We start from the raw sequence: 16919 nt of genomic DNA, 5'->3' as shown, positions 1-16919 counted from the left end.
AGATAATACGTGTCATCAAAGTATTGATAATCTATACCCGGTCCACCCGGCGCCAGACGCGGGTCGTCAAAAGGGTATGAACTCAGATATAAATGCCCCTTCGCCGTGGTAATAAATGCCTGATTATTAACCACCACCACTCTTTTTATTTCTTTTCCTTCAGGTCTGTCGACCATATTCCCATCAGAATTTTTCTCTTGCCCCTGAGATGGGGACATATACGTTGCGACCTGCCACGTTTGTCCATAGTCTTTAGATATTGTATATGCACCGGGTTCCCATTCAGGAATAAAGATGTATTTATCCGATGGATGGATATATATCCCAGAGAATATCCTGAAGGAAGCAAATACTCCATCATATATCTCTTTATGAATATCTTTTCTAATGTCATGATACCAAAGCGCTCCCTCACAATAATAGCCTTTTAACTCCAGATAACGATTATCGTCATAACGATAAATAACCTGTGAGGGTGTTTTTTTTGTACAGCCAGAGATAACACATAGTGAAATTGCTACGACGATTACGCTTACCACATTTCCCATTATCATAACTCATCCTTAAACGTTAAGTATTTTGGGCATATCCCATTGCAGATTGGGTGTCTCGGTATTATATATTTCATTATGTCTGGCAGGTTTAACCGTTGTTGAATGGCAATATTCGTTAACCACGCCAAACGTTCCTGTCGGTAAAATATCATCTGGTTTATTCATATATATTTTTGTTTTCCTGTCGTTTAGCTCTCCTGATTTATAATATTCAACTGCTTCCTGAAGACCATTACGCTTCATACGCCAGTCCCCGCGCAGGAGTAGCTCGGTCCAGAATTCTCCGCAGCGGTGATCAAATGCTCTGCATATTCCCACCGCCAGATCGAAAGGCATCGCTTTCGCGGGGGCATCTTTCGACATAACAATAGAGGAATGCTGGCTGTAACCAACCTGCTCTGATTGCATCCATTCTTTTTGCAGCTCATCCGGCGTTTTTTCATAAATCAACTGAACGGTCTTATTGTATCCCCCGCCCAGAACAACGCCTTTGGTATAAGGCTTGCCATATTTTTTGGAGAATATCGCAAGTTCAGTGGGCGTTAATTCCTGGCCCGGCTGTAAATAATCGAAACCTGCGCTGCTGAGATTTTTGAAATCTGTCTCAGTGCGCGCAATAACCGTGGCTTTTGCAGAAAATGAGATGTCCTGATCGGGTGAACCTGGCGCTATCGAATATTTATACTGACTTCCCGCACCCTGTAACTGGTGTCTGAAGGTGACGGGGAGCTGCTCACCATTCACAACAACATCCGCAAACGTATATTGTCTGGTCGCGCCCGTATCCTGATTAAAGCTATTCTTTTCTAACGCCGGCATTTCAAAAGGCACGCTCAGCGGGCTGCCGCCTATTTCCGGACCATTTTCACAGAAAACCCGCTGGCGCAGATTTTCTATGCCGCTGGCAATGTTATGGGGGACTCCCCGCCAGCCCAAACCCTGGACGTTAAGTAATGAAACCACGCTGTCATTGGGGCAAAAATAGTTATATACCTTGCCAAAGTTATTACGCGTATAAAGTTTATTCTTGCGCCACTGTGAATTGGTTTTACTCAGGCACAGCGCGCCTTCTAATTCATCAATCTCGGCCTGCGTGTGATATTGCCCCTTACCGTATCTGGCGTTGGTCGCCATCAAATGACAGAAATTGCGGAACGTCTGCTGCCGGGCGCGATCCGTTTGATGATGTCCGGGCGTCATGCTTTCAGCAGCCGTTTTTTCCAGTGCGTAGGGAGAATGGTTAAGTATCACGCAGTCAGCGGGTTTCTCATTAGCCTGCATGACCAGCATATTGGCGAGCATAGTGATAATAGTCCCCTGTGAATGTGCAACAATATTAATTGGGTCCAGTTTTGTTGCTGGTTCTCTTCGAATCATCAGCATTAAATCAGCCAGCCGCTGCGCGGCAAAAAACTGATAAATACGGTGCGGATTATCATAAATAGGGTGCGTAAAATCCCCGGCATTCATATACAGTGATGCAAATCCTGCCGCACCGTTCGCCAGGCCGCCGGAGCCCGGCCCTAACATATCCGGAATAGTGGTTGTCGCATTGGCAAAGGTACCCCCGCCTTTGGCGTACACATCATCGAGAACATTACCGAAATTATCATTCTGATATTTCAAGGTGGTTTGGGGAATATGGCCCAGTTTTTCCAGCTTTGTGTTGTCATCTTCCTGATAGGCGTTGTAAGGCAGTTTTGCGGCGTCTCCTGATTTAGCCCGTTCTTCGCGATAACGCCGCTGGTCTTCTATATACGTCGCATGATCGACGGGTTTATACCCCCAATAAAATGGAATGACCGGGCTGCGTCCGGGCATTTTTATATTCTGCTGCTCGCCATCGCCCATATCCATTTTGTACTGCTGCCATTCATGCGGATACATATCCGTGCGACCCATACGTTCATTCAGGCCAGCGATAATACCCTCCTCCTGATTCTGATAGGCCTCGCCCACATCGTTGACGCCGTGCACAAGGATCACAATGCAGGGCATGGAATACTTAACGGGCACGTCGCAGACCGCCATTTTTCCGCCCGTAGATTTAGGCACGCCCTGTACACCTGTCGCCACCACCTGCGGATTAAAGGGATTGTTACTCATTTGGCAAAATCTCCATTTTCATTTCGTCCATTTCAGTCATATCCAATAACGGCGTCATTCCTTCATCGTCTGTGACGCCTTCAATGGTTTCGCCTGATGCCTTAGTCAGTCTGAATTTTGTATTTTTCAGAACATCGTCTGGGTTGCCAGAGCCATGTAATTTAATGCGGCGATGAAACTGTTCTTCCTGAAAGACAGGGGTTTTGTCTTTTGCCGACTCCGGTCCGCTCCAGTCAAGAGTGGTGCCTTTCAACTGCACTTTTGCGGGAGAGAATATTTTTACTGAGCCGTCTTCATTTATTCTGATACCGCCACCACCGCACAAAAGCTGGATATTCTTCCTGGCGCTGATGGTCACGTTGCCGTTCATACTCTGAATATGAAAATGCTTATCAGAAAGCAGGCCCATTTCCCCGCGCTGCGCCTGGACGGAAATATCATCTTTTGCGGCGATGATTTTGATTCCGATAGCTCTGCTGAAAAGTGACAGGCCCTGCCCAACGGCCATTGAGAGTTTTTTAAAGACGTTAAAACTGCCGTTGCTGGCGGCGTTTAGCGACAAATCTTTGTCTGCTGATAATGCCATCGTTTGCGGTGTCAGCAGGGCCATACCGTGATCGGCGTAGGCCACCAGCCCCGAGCGGGTAAGCTGTTCAAGCGCGGCGTTAAGCTGCTGCTGCGGTCCCAGTTCGACATTTAACGCCTGTGCCGTCAGCGCGCTCTGCTGAAGCGACGTTGCCAGCGTAAGCGCGGCCTGAAGCTGCTGAACCACTGCGCTCATATCGAGCTGCTTACCCTGGGCTTTTGGCTGCGCCTCAGTCGTGAGTAGTATCCCCTTTGCCGCCCTCAGGACCGCGCGGTCATCGGTGCGCAGTTCTGCGCCTTCGCCGCGAGGTTTACCGCCAGCATCTACAAGATGGCCCATGTTCAACTGCGTTTTGCCGTACTCGGTACTCAGTTTGACGTGTTCCTGCCCGCGCCGGTCCTCCATCCGCAGCTTATTAAGACCCGCAGTGCGGATGACGTTACGAGTATTGTTGCGGCTGGTAACGGGATCAGGCTTTGGAGCATGATGCAGAGCGTGCGCAATAAAAGGTCTTTCCGGATCGCCGCCTTCAAACGCAATGGCGACCTCTGTGCCCTGGATTAACGGAAAGTGATGACCATAAGTATCACCGGCATAAACCCGCGCCAGACGAACGGGCATGCTTTCATAACCTTGCCTGTGCTGGTCGAGGTCAAAATCAAACTTCACCCAATAGCGACCCTGCACATCGATATGAGCATATTGGTCATTGTCTATTGGTGATGAAACGATCGCGGGAACAGTACCTGCAATACGTGGCCGGGGTAGCGGCTGCGGTCGAAAACAAACGTTCTGGCTGTAGGGAATACCGATAAGCCGGGACTGGAGCGCTGCATCGCGCCTCCCCGTCACCTGCATTGCCGTTACCACAAATCCAGAGGCGAAGGCATGTGGAATGGCGCCGTCAATTTCCAGCACCATCCCCGGCACGATCGACGGACTGGTGGTCACACCGGTTAAAATGGATTGATTATTAAGAATAATTTCGTGATGCAGTTTGGCGTAAAACCAGCTGGACTCGCCTGGCTGCGCCTCGGCAAATTGCGATCCTGGCTGATGATGGATATCCGCATAGCGATACTCTGTGCCATATGCCGTAGCCCTTTCCGCAGACACATCGGCGTCAGCGTTTAGCATCTGCGAGTTTGCCAGCCTGTAATCAAAGTTCTTCACTTTAACGCCAGCGGAGACAACGTTGTGCTTTGATACCAGCTGATCGATCGAATACTCATTTGATGTCAGCCCGGCATGGGATGAGTGCATAATCTTTTGATCAAAGAGGTATTGGCATTGTGAATCACTGAAGATAACCACCATAATGTGCGAAACAGCATGATGATTTGCGATCCTGAACCAGATCCCAACTTCTGACAGGATGCGGCTGATAAACGCTAAATCTGACTCCTCCCACTGAACAATCATTTCCCGGTTGGGATAGATACAAACAAGATTATCAAAGTCGATTTCATAATCGGCAAAAGCATGTTCTTTGAGGATCTGCGTGACCAGTTTCGGCACATTTATGTTCAGGTAAATAGCCGAACGCTTGCATCGTGAGAGTAATGCCAGCTTATGCTCTAACCTGATTTCGTACAGTGACTCATCCGCTGATGTGCTAATAAGCGAAAATGACGTAATGACGCCTTCAATTTGCCGTTCATATAGCCACTTCTCAGAACCTTGAATATATTTATTCCAGTTATGATTAGGTGCTCTGATTTTCAGCGAGCCTTCAATGTTAAGAAGTGAGTCAGGAGGGATGTTTTTTTGTTTTGATGTGAATGTAATTTTATAACTGTATGGTTTACTTAAATTTTCATGACCTTCAATTGTTTCAACATCCAGCAACCCTAACTTACCCTCGTCCCTAACAGAGAATAAATACTTATTTATACTCTCCTCTGAAACTATACCTTCCAGATTATAGAACCCTGATCCTTTTTTCATTATCGCATCCCTTACCAAAAGAAAGTAATACATAAGAAATAAAGTCCAGTCAGCATATCAACAATAATAAAAAAAGGGTTATTTTTTTACTGGAAACAAATCTGGAAAGTGAATTAATTATTATTAGTTAAACGTGTAATATAATCCTGACATATAAATAAACGATTAACTGGCGCGAATTTAGATTCAATGACATCATTTTCTAACAAAACGGTTTATATAGCCCAGCATTCGTTTTTTCATCGTAAGGCAACAATCCAATAATCACATCCAAATGGTTCCAAAAACTGAGGCGCGACTAAAAAAACAAGTATTAAGACAATGATTTTTAATAACATTTATAAAAACAGCCTTTTTATTTATTATTTTATTGAATAAATCACATCCTTCCATAAAAAAACACAATAAAATATAACTATTCCCTATTCTGCTGTGAGGGGAGAGGTAACTGGATTATGCCCATGTGTTCACCAGGAAAGATTTTGGTTTTCTCCCTCTCCCCTTGAGAGAGGGCCGCATAAAGGTCATCTTATCAGCCACAGGAGAATCAATGAAACGCTCCGCAATAAACGAGATCCTTGGCCACACGCGCCAGTTTTTCTCTCAGCACGACGTGCATCTCCCCCCTTTTGCCAGTTTCCCGCCGACCCAATGGCGCAAGCTTGATGCCTCTGCCTGGGGCGAAGTGTTCGACCTTAAGCTCGGTTGGGATGTCACCGCGTTTGGCGGCAACAATTTCGCCGCGCAAGGGTTAACGCTGTTCACTCTGCGTAACGGCTCGCCGAAAGGTATGCCTTATGAGAAATGCTACGCCGAGAAAATCATGCATGTTCGCGATGCACAGGTCACGCCGATGCATTTTCACTGGCGCAAGCGCGAAGACATTATCAATCGCGGCGGCGGCAATTTAATAGTGGAACTGTGGAATGCGGGGATCCGGGAGCAAACGGAGCAGACCGACGTAAGCGTGGTGATTGACGGCTGTCGGCAAACCCATGCGGCAGGCAGTCAGTTGCGCCTGACGCCGGGTGAAAGCATCTGCCTGCCACCGGGCCTGTATCACAGCTTCTGGGCGGAAAAAGGTTTTGGCGACGTGCTGGTCGGCGAGGTTTCGTCTGTTAATGACGACGACCACGATAACCACTTTCTGCAACCGATCGCCCGCTATAACGACATTGAAGAAGACGAACCTGCGCAGCTGGTGCTGTGTAACGAATATCGCCTGTTCCGCTAACCAAGGAGCGCATTATGCCGTTGATATCTCTCGCTGATGGCCTTGCCCATGCCCGTGAGCATCGCTATGCCTTAGGGGCGTTTAACGTTCTGGACTCCCACTTCCTGCGCGCGCTGTTTGCCGCGGCAAAGCAGGAACGTTCGCCGTTTATCATCAACATAGCCGAGGTGCACTTTAAATATATCTCCCTGGATTCTCTGGTCGAAGCGGTCAAATTCGAAGCCGCGCGGCATGACATTCCGGTGGTATTGAACCTTGACCACGGCCTGCACTTTGAGTCGGTGGTTCGGGCACTACGCTTAGGGTTCAGTTCAGTGATGTTCGATGGCTCCACGCTGGAGTATGAAGAAAATGTCCGCCAGACCCGCGAAGTGGTAAAGATGTGCCATGCCGTCGGCGTGTCGGTGGAAGCCGAACTGGGCGCGGTGGGCGGTGATGAAGGCGGCGCGCTGTATGGTCATGCCGACGAGTCGTTATTTACCGACCCGATGATGGCGCGTGATTTCGTCGACAGAACCGGGATTGACGCACTGGCGGTCGCCATTGGCAATGCGCACGGAAAATATAAAGGCGAACCGGTGCTCGACTTCCCGCGTCTGGACGCTATTCGCCAGCAGGCGGCAATCCCGCTGGTACTGCACGGCGGTTCCGGCATCAGCGACGACGATTTCAAGCGCGCGATTGAACTCGGCATTCATAAAATCAACTTCTATACCGGCATGTCGCAGGCGGCGCTGTCGGCAGTAGAGACGCGGATGGCGAATCGTCAGCCGCTGTACGACGAATTCGCCGAACTGCTGCTCGGTATTGAAGAAGCCATTACCGATACCGTTTCAGAACAGATGCGCATTTTTGGCAGCGCGGGACGGGTCTGATGGAACGCAAAGGCGTTATCGCTGCAGGCAACATGCTGGTCGATCATGTACATCAAATTGTGCAGTGGCCGGAACGCGGCTGGCTGGCGGAAATCACCCGTAGCGAACGCGCCACGGGCGGTGCGCCGCTCAACGTGCTGCTGACGCTGGCGAAAATGCACGCCGGACTGCCGCTACAGGCGGTGGGGTTAATCGGTCAGGACAGCGACGGCGACTACATCATGGCGATGCTGGAGCAGTATCACGTTAATCGCCAACACGTGCAGCGCACAACATTCGCCCCCACGTCGATGTCGCAGGTAATGACCGATCCCAGCGGTCAGCGCACCTTTTTCCACTCGCCTGGTGCCAACCGACTGCTGGATCTGCCCGCTTTTGAGCAACTGGATACCTCGATGAAAATCTTCCATCTTGGGTATCTGCTGCTGCTCGACAGTCTGGACATGCCGGATGAGGAGTACGGGACGCGTAGCGCCCGGCTGCTGGCACAAATGCGCGACAATGGCTTTGAAACGTCGCTGGATCTGGTCTCACGCAAGGGTGACCCGCGTTACCAGCCTCTGGTGATGCCGGCCCTGCGCCATCTCGACTATCTGGTGATTAACGAGCTGGAAGCCGGGGAGTTCAGCGGGCTGGAGATCCGCCAGCCCAACGGCGAACTGCATATTGCACACATCGCCACCGCTGCGCGCGAGCTGTTGAATGCAGGCGTACGCCAGCGGGTGGTTATTCACTGTCCGGAAGGTGCCTGGGGTGAAGCGCCGGACCTGCCGGGCGTCTGGATCCCGTCACACTATCTGGCGCAGGAGGAGATCGTTGGCAGCGTTGGGGCGGGAGATGCGTTTTGCGCCGGATTTTTGTATGGCTGCCATGAGCGCTGGTCGCTGACGGACAGCGTCAGACTGGCGCACGCCTGTGCGCGGGCCAGTTTGCTGTGCGCCAACGCGATAGACGGCGCGAAAACGCTGGCAGAGTTAGAAGCCGGGATGGCTGATGCCTGATGCGCTGCGCTTATCAGGCCTACGGGGTCGTTATCACTTTTGTAGGCCGGATAAGGCGTTTACGCCGCCTTATCGTGATGCTGCACGTCGGCGGCAAACACATAACCCAGCCCGCGCAGGGTTTTGATCAACATTGGCTGGTGCGGGTTGATCTCTATTTTTCGCCGCAGCCGCATGATTAACACATCAATGGTGCGGTCAAACACCTCGACGCTGTCGCTGCGCGTCAGTTCCAGCAGTTGTTCCCGACTCAGCACCCGGCGGGCGTTTTGGGCCAGCGCCAGCAGCAGGCTGTATTCCCCCTGCGTCAACTCCACCTTCAATTGCTGGGGATTATGTAGCTGGCAACCGGCAGTATCGAGATGCCAGCCGTTAAAAGAAAGCCCCGAAGTTTGAGGGCCGCCGCTCTCTGCCATTAACACGCCGACGCGTCTGAGCACCGCCTTTACCCGTGCCACCAGCACCCGCGCATTGAACGGTTTACCGATGTAGTCGTCAGCGCCCATCTCCAGCCCGACAACCACATCCGACTCGCTGCCAAGCCCCGTCAGCATCACCACCGGTAATCCGGGTCTCATCTTTTGCACCTGCTGCAGCACCATCAGACCGTTAATATCAGGCAACATCATGTCCAGCAATACCAGAGCGATTTCCGGCTGAGTCTCAATGCAGCGCAGCGCCTCCTGCCCGGTGTGACAAGCGGTCACCGCAAAGACGTGTTCGCTTAGCACATCCTGTAAAAGTGTGCAGACAGCGATGTCATCATCCACAACCAGTATGGCTGGCTTCATTGTTTTTCCCCATTTCTGGCCAACTTAAATGAGTGTGATTGATTCTGCACAGAGTGACAGCGATAAGGCACAAGGATGTGTGGGAAACATAACCTCGGTCACACTGCCGGGCCGTCACGTATTGGAGATTCGTCACGTCAAATATGACGACAGCCTGTTTTTCGTCAGGGTTTTGCGCAAAATTCGCCCGTAATATCAACTAATGCCCCTGATAAAAACATGGCATAAAAGATGCATAGCTAAAGCGACAAGCGCGTATGCGCGATTTGATTAACTGGAGCGAGACCGATGAAAAAAGTCGTCACGGTTTGCCCATATTGCGCATCAGGTTGCAAAATCAACCTGGTGGTCGATAACGGCAAAATCGTCCGGGCTGAAGCGGCGCAGGGGAAAACCAATCAGGGTACCCTGTGTCTGAAGGGCTACTATGGCTGGGATTTTATCAACGATACCCAGATCCTGACCCCTCGTCTGAAAACCCCAATGATCCGTCGCCAGCGTGGCGGCAAACTGGAATCTGTTTCCTGGGATGAAGCGCTTGATTACGTCGCCACTCGTCTGAGCGCCATCAAAGCGAAGTATGGCCCGGACGCTATTCAGACGACCGGTTCATCTCGCGGTACGGGTAACGAAACCAACTATGTAATGCAAAAATTCGCGCGCGCCGTTATTGGTACCAATAACGTTGACTGCTGCGCTCGCGTCTGACACGGCCCATCGGTTGCAGGTCTGCACCAATCGGTCGGTAACGGCGCAATGAGTAATGCTATCAATGAAATTGATAATACAGATTTAGTGTTCATCTTCGGGTATAACCCGGCGGATTCCCACCCGATCGTGGCGAATCACGTGATTAATGCTAAACGTAACGGGGCGAAAATCATCGTCTGCGATCCGCGCAAAATTGAAACCGCGCGTATTGCCGACATGCACATCGCGTTGAAAAACGGCTCGAACATCGCGCTGCTTAACGCCATGGGTCATGTCATCATCGAAGAAAAACTGTACGACCAGGCGTTCGTCGCCTCCCGTACAGAAGGATTCGAAGAGTACAGCAAGATTGTCGAAGGCTACACGCCGGAGTCCGTCGAAGATATCACTGGCGTTAGCGCGCAGGATATTCGTCAGGCTGCACGTATGTATGCCACGGCAAAAAGCGCGGCTATCCTGTGGGGCATGGGTGTTACCCAGTTCTATCAGGGCGTGGAAACCGTGCGTTCACTGACCAGCCTCGCAATGCTGACCGGTAACCTCGGTAAGCCAAGCGTGGGCGTTAACCCGGTTCGTGGCCAGAACAACGTTCAGGGCGCATGCGACATGGGCGCGCTGCCGGATACCTATCCGGGCTATCAGTACGTTAAGTTCCCGGAAAACCGCGAGAAATTCGCTAAAGCCTGGGGCGTGGAAAGTCTGCCTGCGCATACCGGTTATCGCATCAGCGAACTGCCGCACCGTGCGGCGCATGGCGAAGTACGCGCGGCGTACATTATGGGTGAAGATCCATTACAGACCGATGCTGAACTCTCCGCAGTGCGCAAAGGCTTTGAGGATCTGGAACTGGTCATCGTGCAGGATATCTTCATGACCAAAACTGCCGCTGCCGCAGACGTTATTTTACCGTCTACGTCATGGGGCGAGCATGAAGGTGTCTTCTCTGCGGCTGACCGTGGCTTCCAGCGCTTCTTTAAAGCCGTTGAGCCGAAGTGGGATCTGAAAACGGACTGGCAGATTATCAGTGAAATCGCCACCCGTATGGGCTACCCGATGCACTACAACAACACCCAGGAAATCTGGGATGAGTTGCGTCATCTGTGCCCGGATTTCTACGGTGCAACTTACGAGAAAATGGGCGAACTGGGTTATATCCAGTGGCCTTGTCGCGATACCTCAGAAGCCGATCAGGGTACGTCTTACCTCTTCAAAGAGAAGTTCGACACCCCGAACGGACTGGCGCAGTTCTTCACCTGCGACTGGGTAGCACCAATCGACAAACTCACTGAGGAGTACCCGATGGTGCTGTCTACAGTGCGTGAAGTCGGCCACTACTCTTGCCGTTCGATGACCGGTAACTGTGCGGCGCTGGCCGCGCTGGCGGATGAACCGGGCTATGCCCAGATCAACACCGCCGACGCAGAACGCCTGGGCATCCAGGATGAAGAACTGGTATGGGTTAATTCGCGTAAAGGCCGGGTCATCACCCGTGCGGCAGTCAGCGATCGTCCAAACAAAGGTGCGATTTACATGACCTACCAGTGGTGGATTGGCGCATGTAATGAGCTGGTAACCGAGAACTTAAGCCCGATTACCAAAACGCCGGAGTATAAGTACTGTGCCGTTAACGTTGAACGCATTGCCGATCAGCGCGCTGCCGAGCAGTATGTCATTGATGAGTACACTAAGCTGAAAGCCAGCCTGCGCGAAAGCGCGATGGGTTAGTCCGTTTACGTACCTGTTCTGCAACAGCCTCCGCCCGGAGGCTGTTTTTTTATCCATACGATCTCTTTATACTGTTCATTCCGTACCCTAAATAAAACTCAAAATGAAACAACTCATTGCATTGATGTTCTTTATGACATTCTTTGCCCATGCCAGTGATACTGAACCAGGAAGCCAGTACTTACAGGCCGCTGAGGCAGGGGACCGTCGCGCACAGTACTTTCTTGCCGATAGCTGGTTCAGTTCAGGCGATTTGAGCAAAGCCGAGTATTGGGCGCAAAAAGCCGCCGACAACGGCGATGCCGACGCCTGCGCGCTACTGGCGCAAATCAAAATTACGAATCCGGTCAGTCTGGATTACCCCCAGGCCAAAACGCTGGCGGAAAAGGCAGCCAAAGCGGGCAGTAAAGCGGGAGAACTGACCCTGGCGCGGATTCTGGTCAACACCCAGGCAGGACACACAGATTATCCTAAAGCTATTACCTTGCTGCAAAACGCCTCCGAAGACCTGGAAAATGATTCCGCCGTCGACGCGCAAATGCTGCTCGGACTGATTTACGCCAACGGCGTGGGTATTCCCGCAGATGATGAGAAAGCGACATGGTATTTCAAGCGTAGCTCAGCCATTTCCCGCACCGGTTATTCCGAGTACTGGGCCGGAATGATGTTCTTAAACGGTGAACAGGGTTTTATCGTGAAGAATAAACAGAAAGCGTTGCACTGGCTGAATCTGAGCTGTATAGAAGGGTTCGATACCGGCTGCGAAGAGTTTGATAAGTTAACAAACGGGTAATGGTTTGCATTGCCGGATGAACGTAGTCGCTGTAGGCCTGATAAGCATAGCGCCATCAGGCAACCCGGAGCAGGTTGCCGGATGGCGGCGTTGCCTTATCCGGCCTACAAGGCAGTCTTATCAAATTTACCCAGCATCTCGCGCTCGTAGGCCAGCGCTTTTTTGCGGTCAAATTTGTGTTCCCACTTGGCGATAACCAGCACCGCCAGCGCGTTACCCACTACGTTCAGCGCGGTACGCGCCATATCGAGGATACGGTCAACACCGGCGATAAACGCCAGTCCTTCCAGCGGGATCCCCACGCTGCCAAGCGTAGCCAGCAGCACCACGAATGATACGCCCGGCACGCCCGCAATCCCTTTTGAGGTCACCATCAGCGTCAGCACCAGCACGATTTCCTGCCACAGCGACAGGTCGATACCGTACAACTGCGCGATAAAGATAGCAGCGATGCTCTGGTACAACGTTGAACCATCAAGGTTGAATGAGTAGCCGGTCGGCACCACAAAGCTGGTGATTGAAGCTGGCGCGCCATAGGCTTCCATCTTCTCGATAATACGCGGCAGTACGCTCTCGGAGCTGGCGGTAGAGTAAGCCAGAATCAGCTCATCTTTCAGAATGCGGATCAGGATCCAGATGCTCAAACCGCAGATACGCGCGACAATCCCCAGCACCACCAGCGCGAAGAACAGGATGGCGAAATGCACCAACAGCACCAGCTTCGCCAGCGGCCACAGGGAGGCAAAACCGAAGTTCGCGACGGTAACGGCAATCAGCGCAAAAACGCCGACTGGCGCGTAGCGCATCACCATGTGAGTCACTTTAAACATGGTTTCGGAAATAGAGCGGAACACGGTAACCAGCGGCTCGCGGTGAGTTGCCGGCAGGGACGACAGACCTAAACCGAACAGCACTGAGAAGAAGATAATCGGCAGCATATCGCCTTTTGCCATCGATGCGACGATATTGGTCGGCACCAGTGACAAAATTGTCCCCATCAGGCCATGCGCGTGGCTCTGTACTTCTGCGGTCGTGCTTTGATATTTCGAAATATCCACGGTCGCCAGTTGCGACATATCAATCCCGGAACCCGGCTGGAACACATTGGCCAGCGTGATCCCAAGGATAATCGCCACGGTGGTGATCACTTCGAAATAGAGAATTGTTTTGGCGCCAATGCGGCCCAGCTGTTTGGCATCACCGACCCCGGCAATACCGACAATCAGCGTAGAGATGACAATGGGCACAACGATCATTTTGATCAGATGGATAAAGATATCGCCCGCCGGTGACAGCAGGTTTACAACCAGCCATTCACGGCTGTCGCTATGGTAATGCAGGTAACTCCCTAGCAGAATGCCCAGCACCATGGCGATTAGAATCTGCCATGCCAGGCTGACTTTCAAATTTTTCATAACAACGGACTTCCTCGATGGAGCGCTATTCCACATGCGGTGTGTGGGAATAGTACATACTGAAAGGGTATGAATTGTGTTGCGTTCGTTTATGGAGTTTTTTAACGCTTATTATCATTATCATCTGCATGGCATTCCGCGCAACCCTCTAAGAACAGGGCCTTTGGCTGAATTTATGCATAAAAATGCGATTTTATCGCGGTAACAATGAATAACTTTTTGTTATAAAAGAATTTTAATATGTTCAAAAATGAAGAAGTCATGGCATGATTTTTTTTTGCTCAATTGTTCGTTTGCCTATTTTTTAAACAGACAAAATGATACAAATCACAAAAAAAACAAATTTATTTTTGCCGATTCTGCAACAACTTCGCCATATTAATAGAGTCAATGAGCTGCGCCCGGTTCACCCTCGGCGAGTTTAAATCCATAACTTTTTGCCACACTGATATAGCCTGGGCGTATTCTGCCTGCATAAACGCATCTGAAGCTAACAGCATCAAGGCGGTGACCTCTGCCGGGTCCAACGCCAGGGCCTTATCAATCATCTCGCGAGTGGTCGGCGTCATATGTTGTCCGGCCTGGTAGTACAATACCGTTGCCATCGCTGAATAGATCTCAGCATTTTCACCACCTACACGCAGCGCCTGCTCATAGGCCAGCAGTGCATTATGGTACGCGTTTTGCCAAAGATAGTACTCCCCAAGTTGCGCCCATTTCACACCGTCCTGTGGATTGGCGCGAATTTGCGTTTGCAGCAAAAGCAGCTGTTTTTCCTGAAGGTTCTCATCGGAGAACGCATGTAAAGGGTCCGCCAGCCGCGCCTGCTCCTGACGAACCGCCTGCCATTTTGGCGTCGACAGGTAACCTCCTATGCAGACCGCAACCATCAGCACCGCTACAGCAGTCAGCCGCTTCACAGGCATTGGGCGTAACGGCGCAGTGGAGTGTTCGCCCTGATTCATTGCTCACCCTCCTCTACGCGCTGACGACTTCTCACCCGCCAGACCACCACGCCCACCAGTAATAACAGCAGGCACGGCAGCGCCCACAGCAGCAGCGTTTGCTCATTCAACGGCGGGTTGTAGCGCACGAAATCACCGTAACGGTCGGTCATCCACGTCGTTATCTCGGCTTCACTTTTCCCTTCCGCCACCATGCTATAAACCTGATGGCGCATACTGACCGCTACCGGCGCATTGGATTCCAGCAAGTTTTGGTTTTGACACTGTGGACAGCGCAGTTGGCTGGCAATAGACAGCGCTTTTTCCTGCTGTTGCGGGTTGGCAAACGTCCATGTGTCCACCACCTGGGCATGGGTGGCAAAAGGCAGAAAAATCAGTAAAGCCACAAGTAACATCGTTTTGCCGGATGGCGGCGTGAACGCCTTATCCGGCCTACCCTGCTTTTCACTCGTAGGCCTGATAAGCGCAGCGCCATCAGGCAATAACTCAGGATGCTTCCTCCCTCGCCATGCGCTCAGCAACGCGCCAAACACCATCAACAATCCCCCTCCCCAGATCCAGCGCACGCCAGTCTGCACGTATAAGCGCATGGCGTAACGGTCCGCTCCGGTTTTTTCGCCTATTACCGCGTACCAGTCATGCATCAGGTTCCAGCTGATCCCCGGCTCCATCATCTGTTGACGGCGCGCGGCATAGAAGCGTCTTTCTGGCTGCAGGGTGCCAATGCGTTTCTCATCCTGCCACAGCGTGATCTGCGCTTTTTCACTGGTGTAGTTACCTTTTGCTTCCAGGTCGAGACGCTCAAAACGAAAAGTGTATCCCGCCAGTTCCACCTGCTGCCCCGGGCTCAGATTCAGGCTTATCTCCTGACGACTGCCGCTGGAGAAAACGATCCCCGCAGCAAACACCAGCACCCCGGCATGCGCCAGCAGCGCCGGAAGTTGACAACGCACAGACACTTTGCGGCTTCTGATCGTTGCCAGCACGATAACCAGCAGCATCAGCAGGCCAAAAGGCAGCGTGGCGCGGTTAAAGTACGGCGAGCCCACGGAGAGCCGCCCCCAGCCAAACAACCCGTAAATCATCGGATAGAGGGTACCAATCAGCACAATCAGCAGCACCGCGCAAAAAAGTAATAACGCGACCAGAATCAGCATCTCGCGCGACCAGCCGCCAAAACGCCCACTCTGGCGGACTTGCTGGCCTCGCCAGGCGTACAGCCCAAGCGACGCCAGGCTCAATACGGTAAACAGCGCAAACAGCGGCGCGGCGCGAACGTTATCCAGCGCGAAAGCATGCACCGAAACGAGAATGCCGGAGCGCACAATCAGCGTCCCGAGCAGCGATAAAATCAGCGTGACGATCGCCAGCAACAGCGACCAATGGCGGAAGATCCCCCGCTGGCGCGTGATGTACAGGCTATGCAGCAGCGCGCTGGCGGAAAGCCAGGGTAATAAGGAGGCATTTTCTACCGGGTCCCAGAACCACCAGCCGCCCCAGCCCAGCTCGCAGTAGGCCCACCAGGAGCCGAGGATAATCCCCAGCGTTAGCGCGCACCAGCCGGGCAGCGCCCAGCGCCAGCACACCCAGGCGCTCTGCGCATTAAAGTCACCACGTAGCAGCGAGGCTAGCGCCACGCCTGCCGCCACCATTAAACCACCGTAACCCAGGTACAGCAGCGGCGGATGGAGGATTAACCCGAGATGTTGCAGCATCGGATTAAGGTCGCGCCCTTCGATGGCCGGCGGGAAGATGCGCACAAACGGATCGGACCATACCACCACAAACAGCAGCAGCAAGGCCGTAATCATTGAGAGGACGCTGAGCGTCAGCGGAAACAGCGCGTCGGAATCACGCCGATAGCGAAAAGCAAACAGCGCGCTCCAGCCGGAAAGAAACAGCACCCACAGCAGCAGCGATCCTTCATGACCGCCCCACACCGCCGCCAGTTTTAATCCCCACGGCAGCAGGCTGTAGCTGTGCTGAGCAACGTAGACCACCGAAAAGTCGCTGGTCAAAAAGCAGAATACCAGAATGGCAAAAGCCAGCAGCAGCAGCGCAAATTGCGCCCATACTCCCACGCTTGCCAGACGCATCACCCCTTGCCAGCGCTGGCGGACACCCACCAACACGGCAAGCGGGGTCAACACATTGACCCCGAGGCTTAATAACAACGCCAGAAAACCGGCTTCAGGAAGGAGAACGTCCAGATATCA

Annotated in this window: 12 protein-coding genes; 5 read left to right on the top strand and 7 right to left on the bottom strand. The window is 52.1% G+C overall.

Annotation, left to right across the window (positions count from 1 at the left end; all coding sequences use genetic code 11):
- From OGV80_RS02140 to OGV80_RS02130, 3 genes are all read right to left on the bottom strand, one after another.
- Positions 1 to 554, bottom strand: a 554-nt coding sequence (locus OGV80_RS02140; RefSeq protein ID WP_286513467.1) for a T6SS immunity protein Tli3 family protein, incomplete at its 3' end; no start/stop codon positions are given.
- Between the two features lie 9 nt (positions 555 to 563).
- Positions 564 to 2660 carry a T6SS effector phospholipase Tle3 domain-containing protein gene (locus tag OGV80_RS02135; RefSeq protein WP_087052806.1) on the bottom strand — a complete coding sequence of 699 codons (2097 nt, stop codon included), beginning with the start codon at positions 2658 to 2660 and terminating at the stop codon, positions 564 to 566.
- A complete protein-coding gene (locus OGV80_RS02130) occupies positions 2653 to 5193 on the bottom strand; it encodes a type VI secretion system Vgr family protein (protein WP_193145846.1) in 2541 nt (846 codons plus the stop codon). The genes OGV80_RS02135 and OGV80_RS02130 overlap by 8 nt, the downstream gene beginning before the upstream one ends.
- Before the next feature lie 550 nt (positions 5194 to 5743).
- Here OGV80_RS02130 and OGV80_RS02125 point away from each other — a divergent pair.
- From OGV80_RS02125 to OGV80_RS02115, 3 genes are read left to right on the top strand one after another with little or no spacing between them, the layout of a single operon-like run.
- Complete coding sequence (locus tag OGV80_RS02125; protein ID WP_087052808.1) at positions 5744 to 6427, top strand: D-lyxose/D-mannose isomerase; 684 nt, start codon at positions 5744 to 5746, stop codon at positions 6425 to 6427.
- Positions 6428 to 6441: 14 nt separating this feature from the next.
- Positions 6442 to 7302 carry a ketose 1,6-bisphosphate aldolase gene (locus tag OGV80_RS02120; protein WP_075145344.1) on the top strand — a complete coding sequence of 287 codons (861 nt, stop codon included), beginning with the start codon at positions 6442 to 6444 and terminating at the stop codon, positions 7300 to 7302.
- Positions 7299 to 8303, top strand: coding sequence for a carbohydrate kinase family protein (locus OGV80_RS02115; protein ID WP_087051810.1), 1005 nt, complete (start codon positions 7299 to 7301; stop codon positions 8301 to 8303). The genes OGV80_RS02120 and OGV80_RS02115 overlap by 4 nt, the downstream gene beginning before the upstream one ends.
- A 59-nt stretch (positions 8304 to 8362) precedes the next feature.
- On the opposite strand, the gene OGV80_RS02110 is transcribed toward OGV80_RS02115, so the two are convergent.
- The gene (locus OGV80_RS02110; RefSeq protein ID WP_043018102.1) at positions 8363 to 9094 is read right to left on the bottom strand and encodes a response regulator; all 732 of its coding nucleotides are present in this window, start codon (positions 9092 to 9094) and stop codon (positions 8363 to 8365) included.
- Positions 9095 to 9382: 288 nt separating this feature from the next.
- Here OGV80_RS02110 and fdhF point away from each other — a divergent pair, with 288 nt between their 5' ends.
- Positions 9383 to 11530, top strand: a complete 2148-nt coding sequence (fdhF, locus tag OGV80_RS02105; RefSeq protein ID WP_080625853.1) for a formate dehydrogenase subunit alpha — start codon at positions 9383 to 9385, stop codon at positions 11528 to 11530.
- A gap of 103 nt (positions 11531 to 11633) precedes the next feature.
- On the top strand, positions 11634 to 12323 hold the full coding sequence (gene yjcO / locus OGV80_RS02100) for a Sel1 family TPR-like repeat protein YjcO (protein ID WP_043018100.1): 690 nt from the start codon (positions 11634 to 11636) through the stop codon (positions 12321 to 12323).
- Between the two features lie 104 nt (positions 12324 to 12427).
- Here the strand turns inward: yjcO and gltP are convergent, their stop codons facing one another.
- The 3 genes from gltP to nrfF form a co-directional block, all read right to left on the bottom strand.
- The gene (gene gltP, locus OGV80_RS02095) at positions 12428 to 13738 is read right to left on the bottom strand and encodes a glutamate/aspartate:proton symporter GltP (RefSeq protein WP_043018099.1); all 1311 of its coding nucleotides are present in this window, start codon (positions 13736 to 13738) and stop codon (positions 12428 to 12430) included.
- 344 nt (positions 13739 to 14082) lie between these two features.
- Entirely contained in the window at positions 14083 to 14703 is a 621-nt protein-coding gene (nrfG, locus tag OGV80_RS02090; protein WP_087052809.1) for a heme lyase NrfEFG subunit NrfG, read from the bottom strand.
- Complete coding sequence (gene nrfF, locus OGV80_RS02085; RefSeq protein ID WP_087052810.1) at positions 14700 to 16913, bottom strand: heme lyase NrfEFG subunit NrfF; 2214 nt, start codon at positions 16911 to 16913, stop codon at positions 14700 to 14702. The genes nrfG and nrfF overlap by 4 nt, the downstream gene beginning before the upstream one ends.
- Positions 16914 to 16919 lie beyond the last annotated feature (6 nt).

It is taken from the genome of Citrobacter sp. Ce119, from assembly GCF_030334525.1.
Classification (GTDB): Bacteria; Pseudomonadota; Gammaproteobacteria; order Enterobacterales; family Enterobacteriaceae; genus Citrobacter; species Citrobacter europaeus.
Note: the sequence above shows the minus strand (reverse complement) of the source record. Positions and strands in the feature narration are given on the sequence as shown.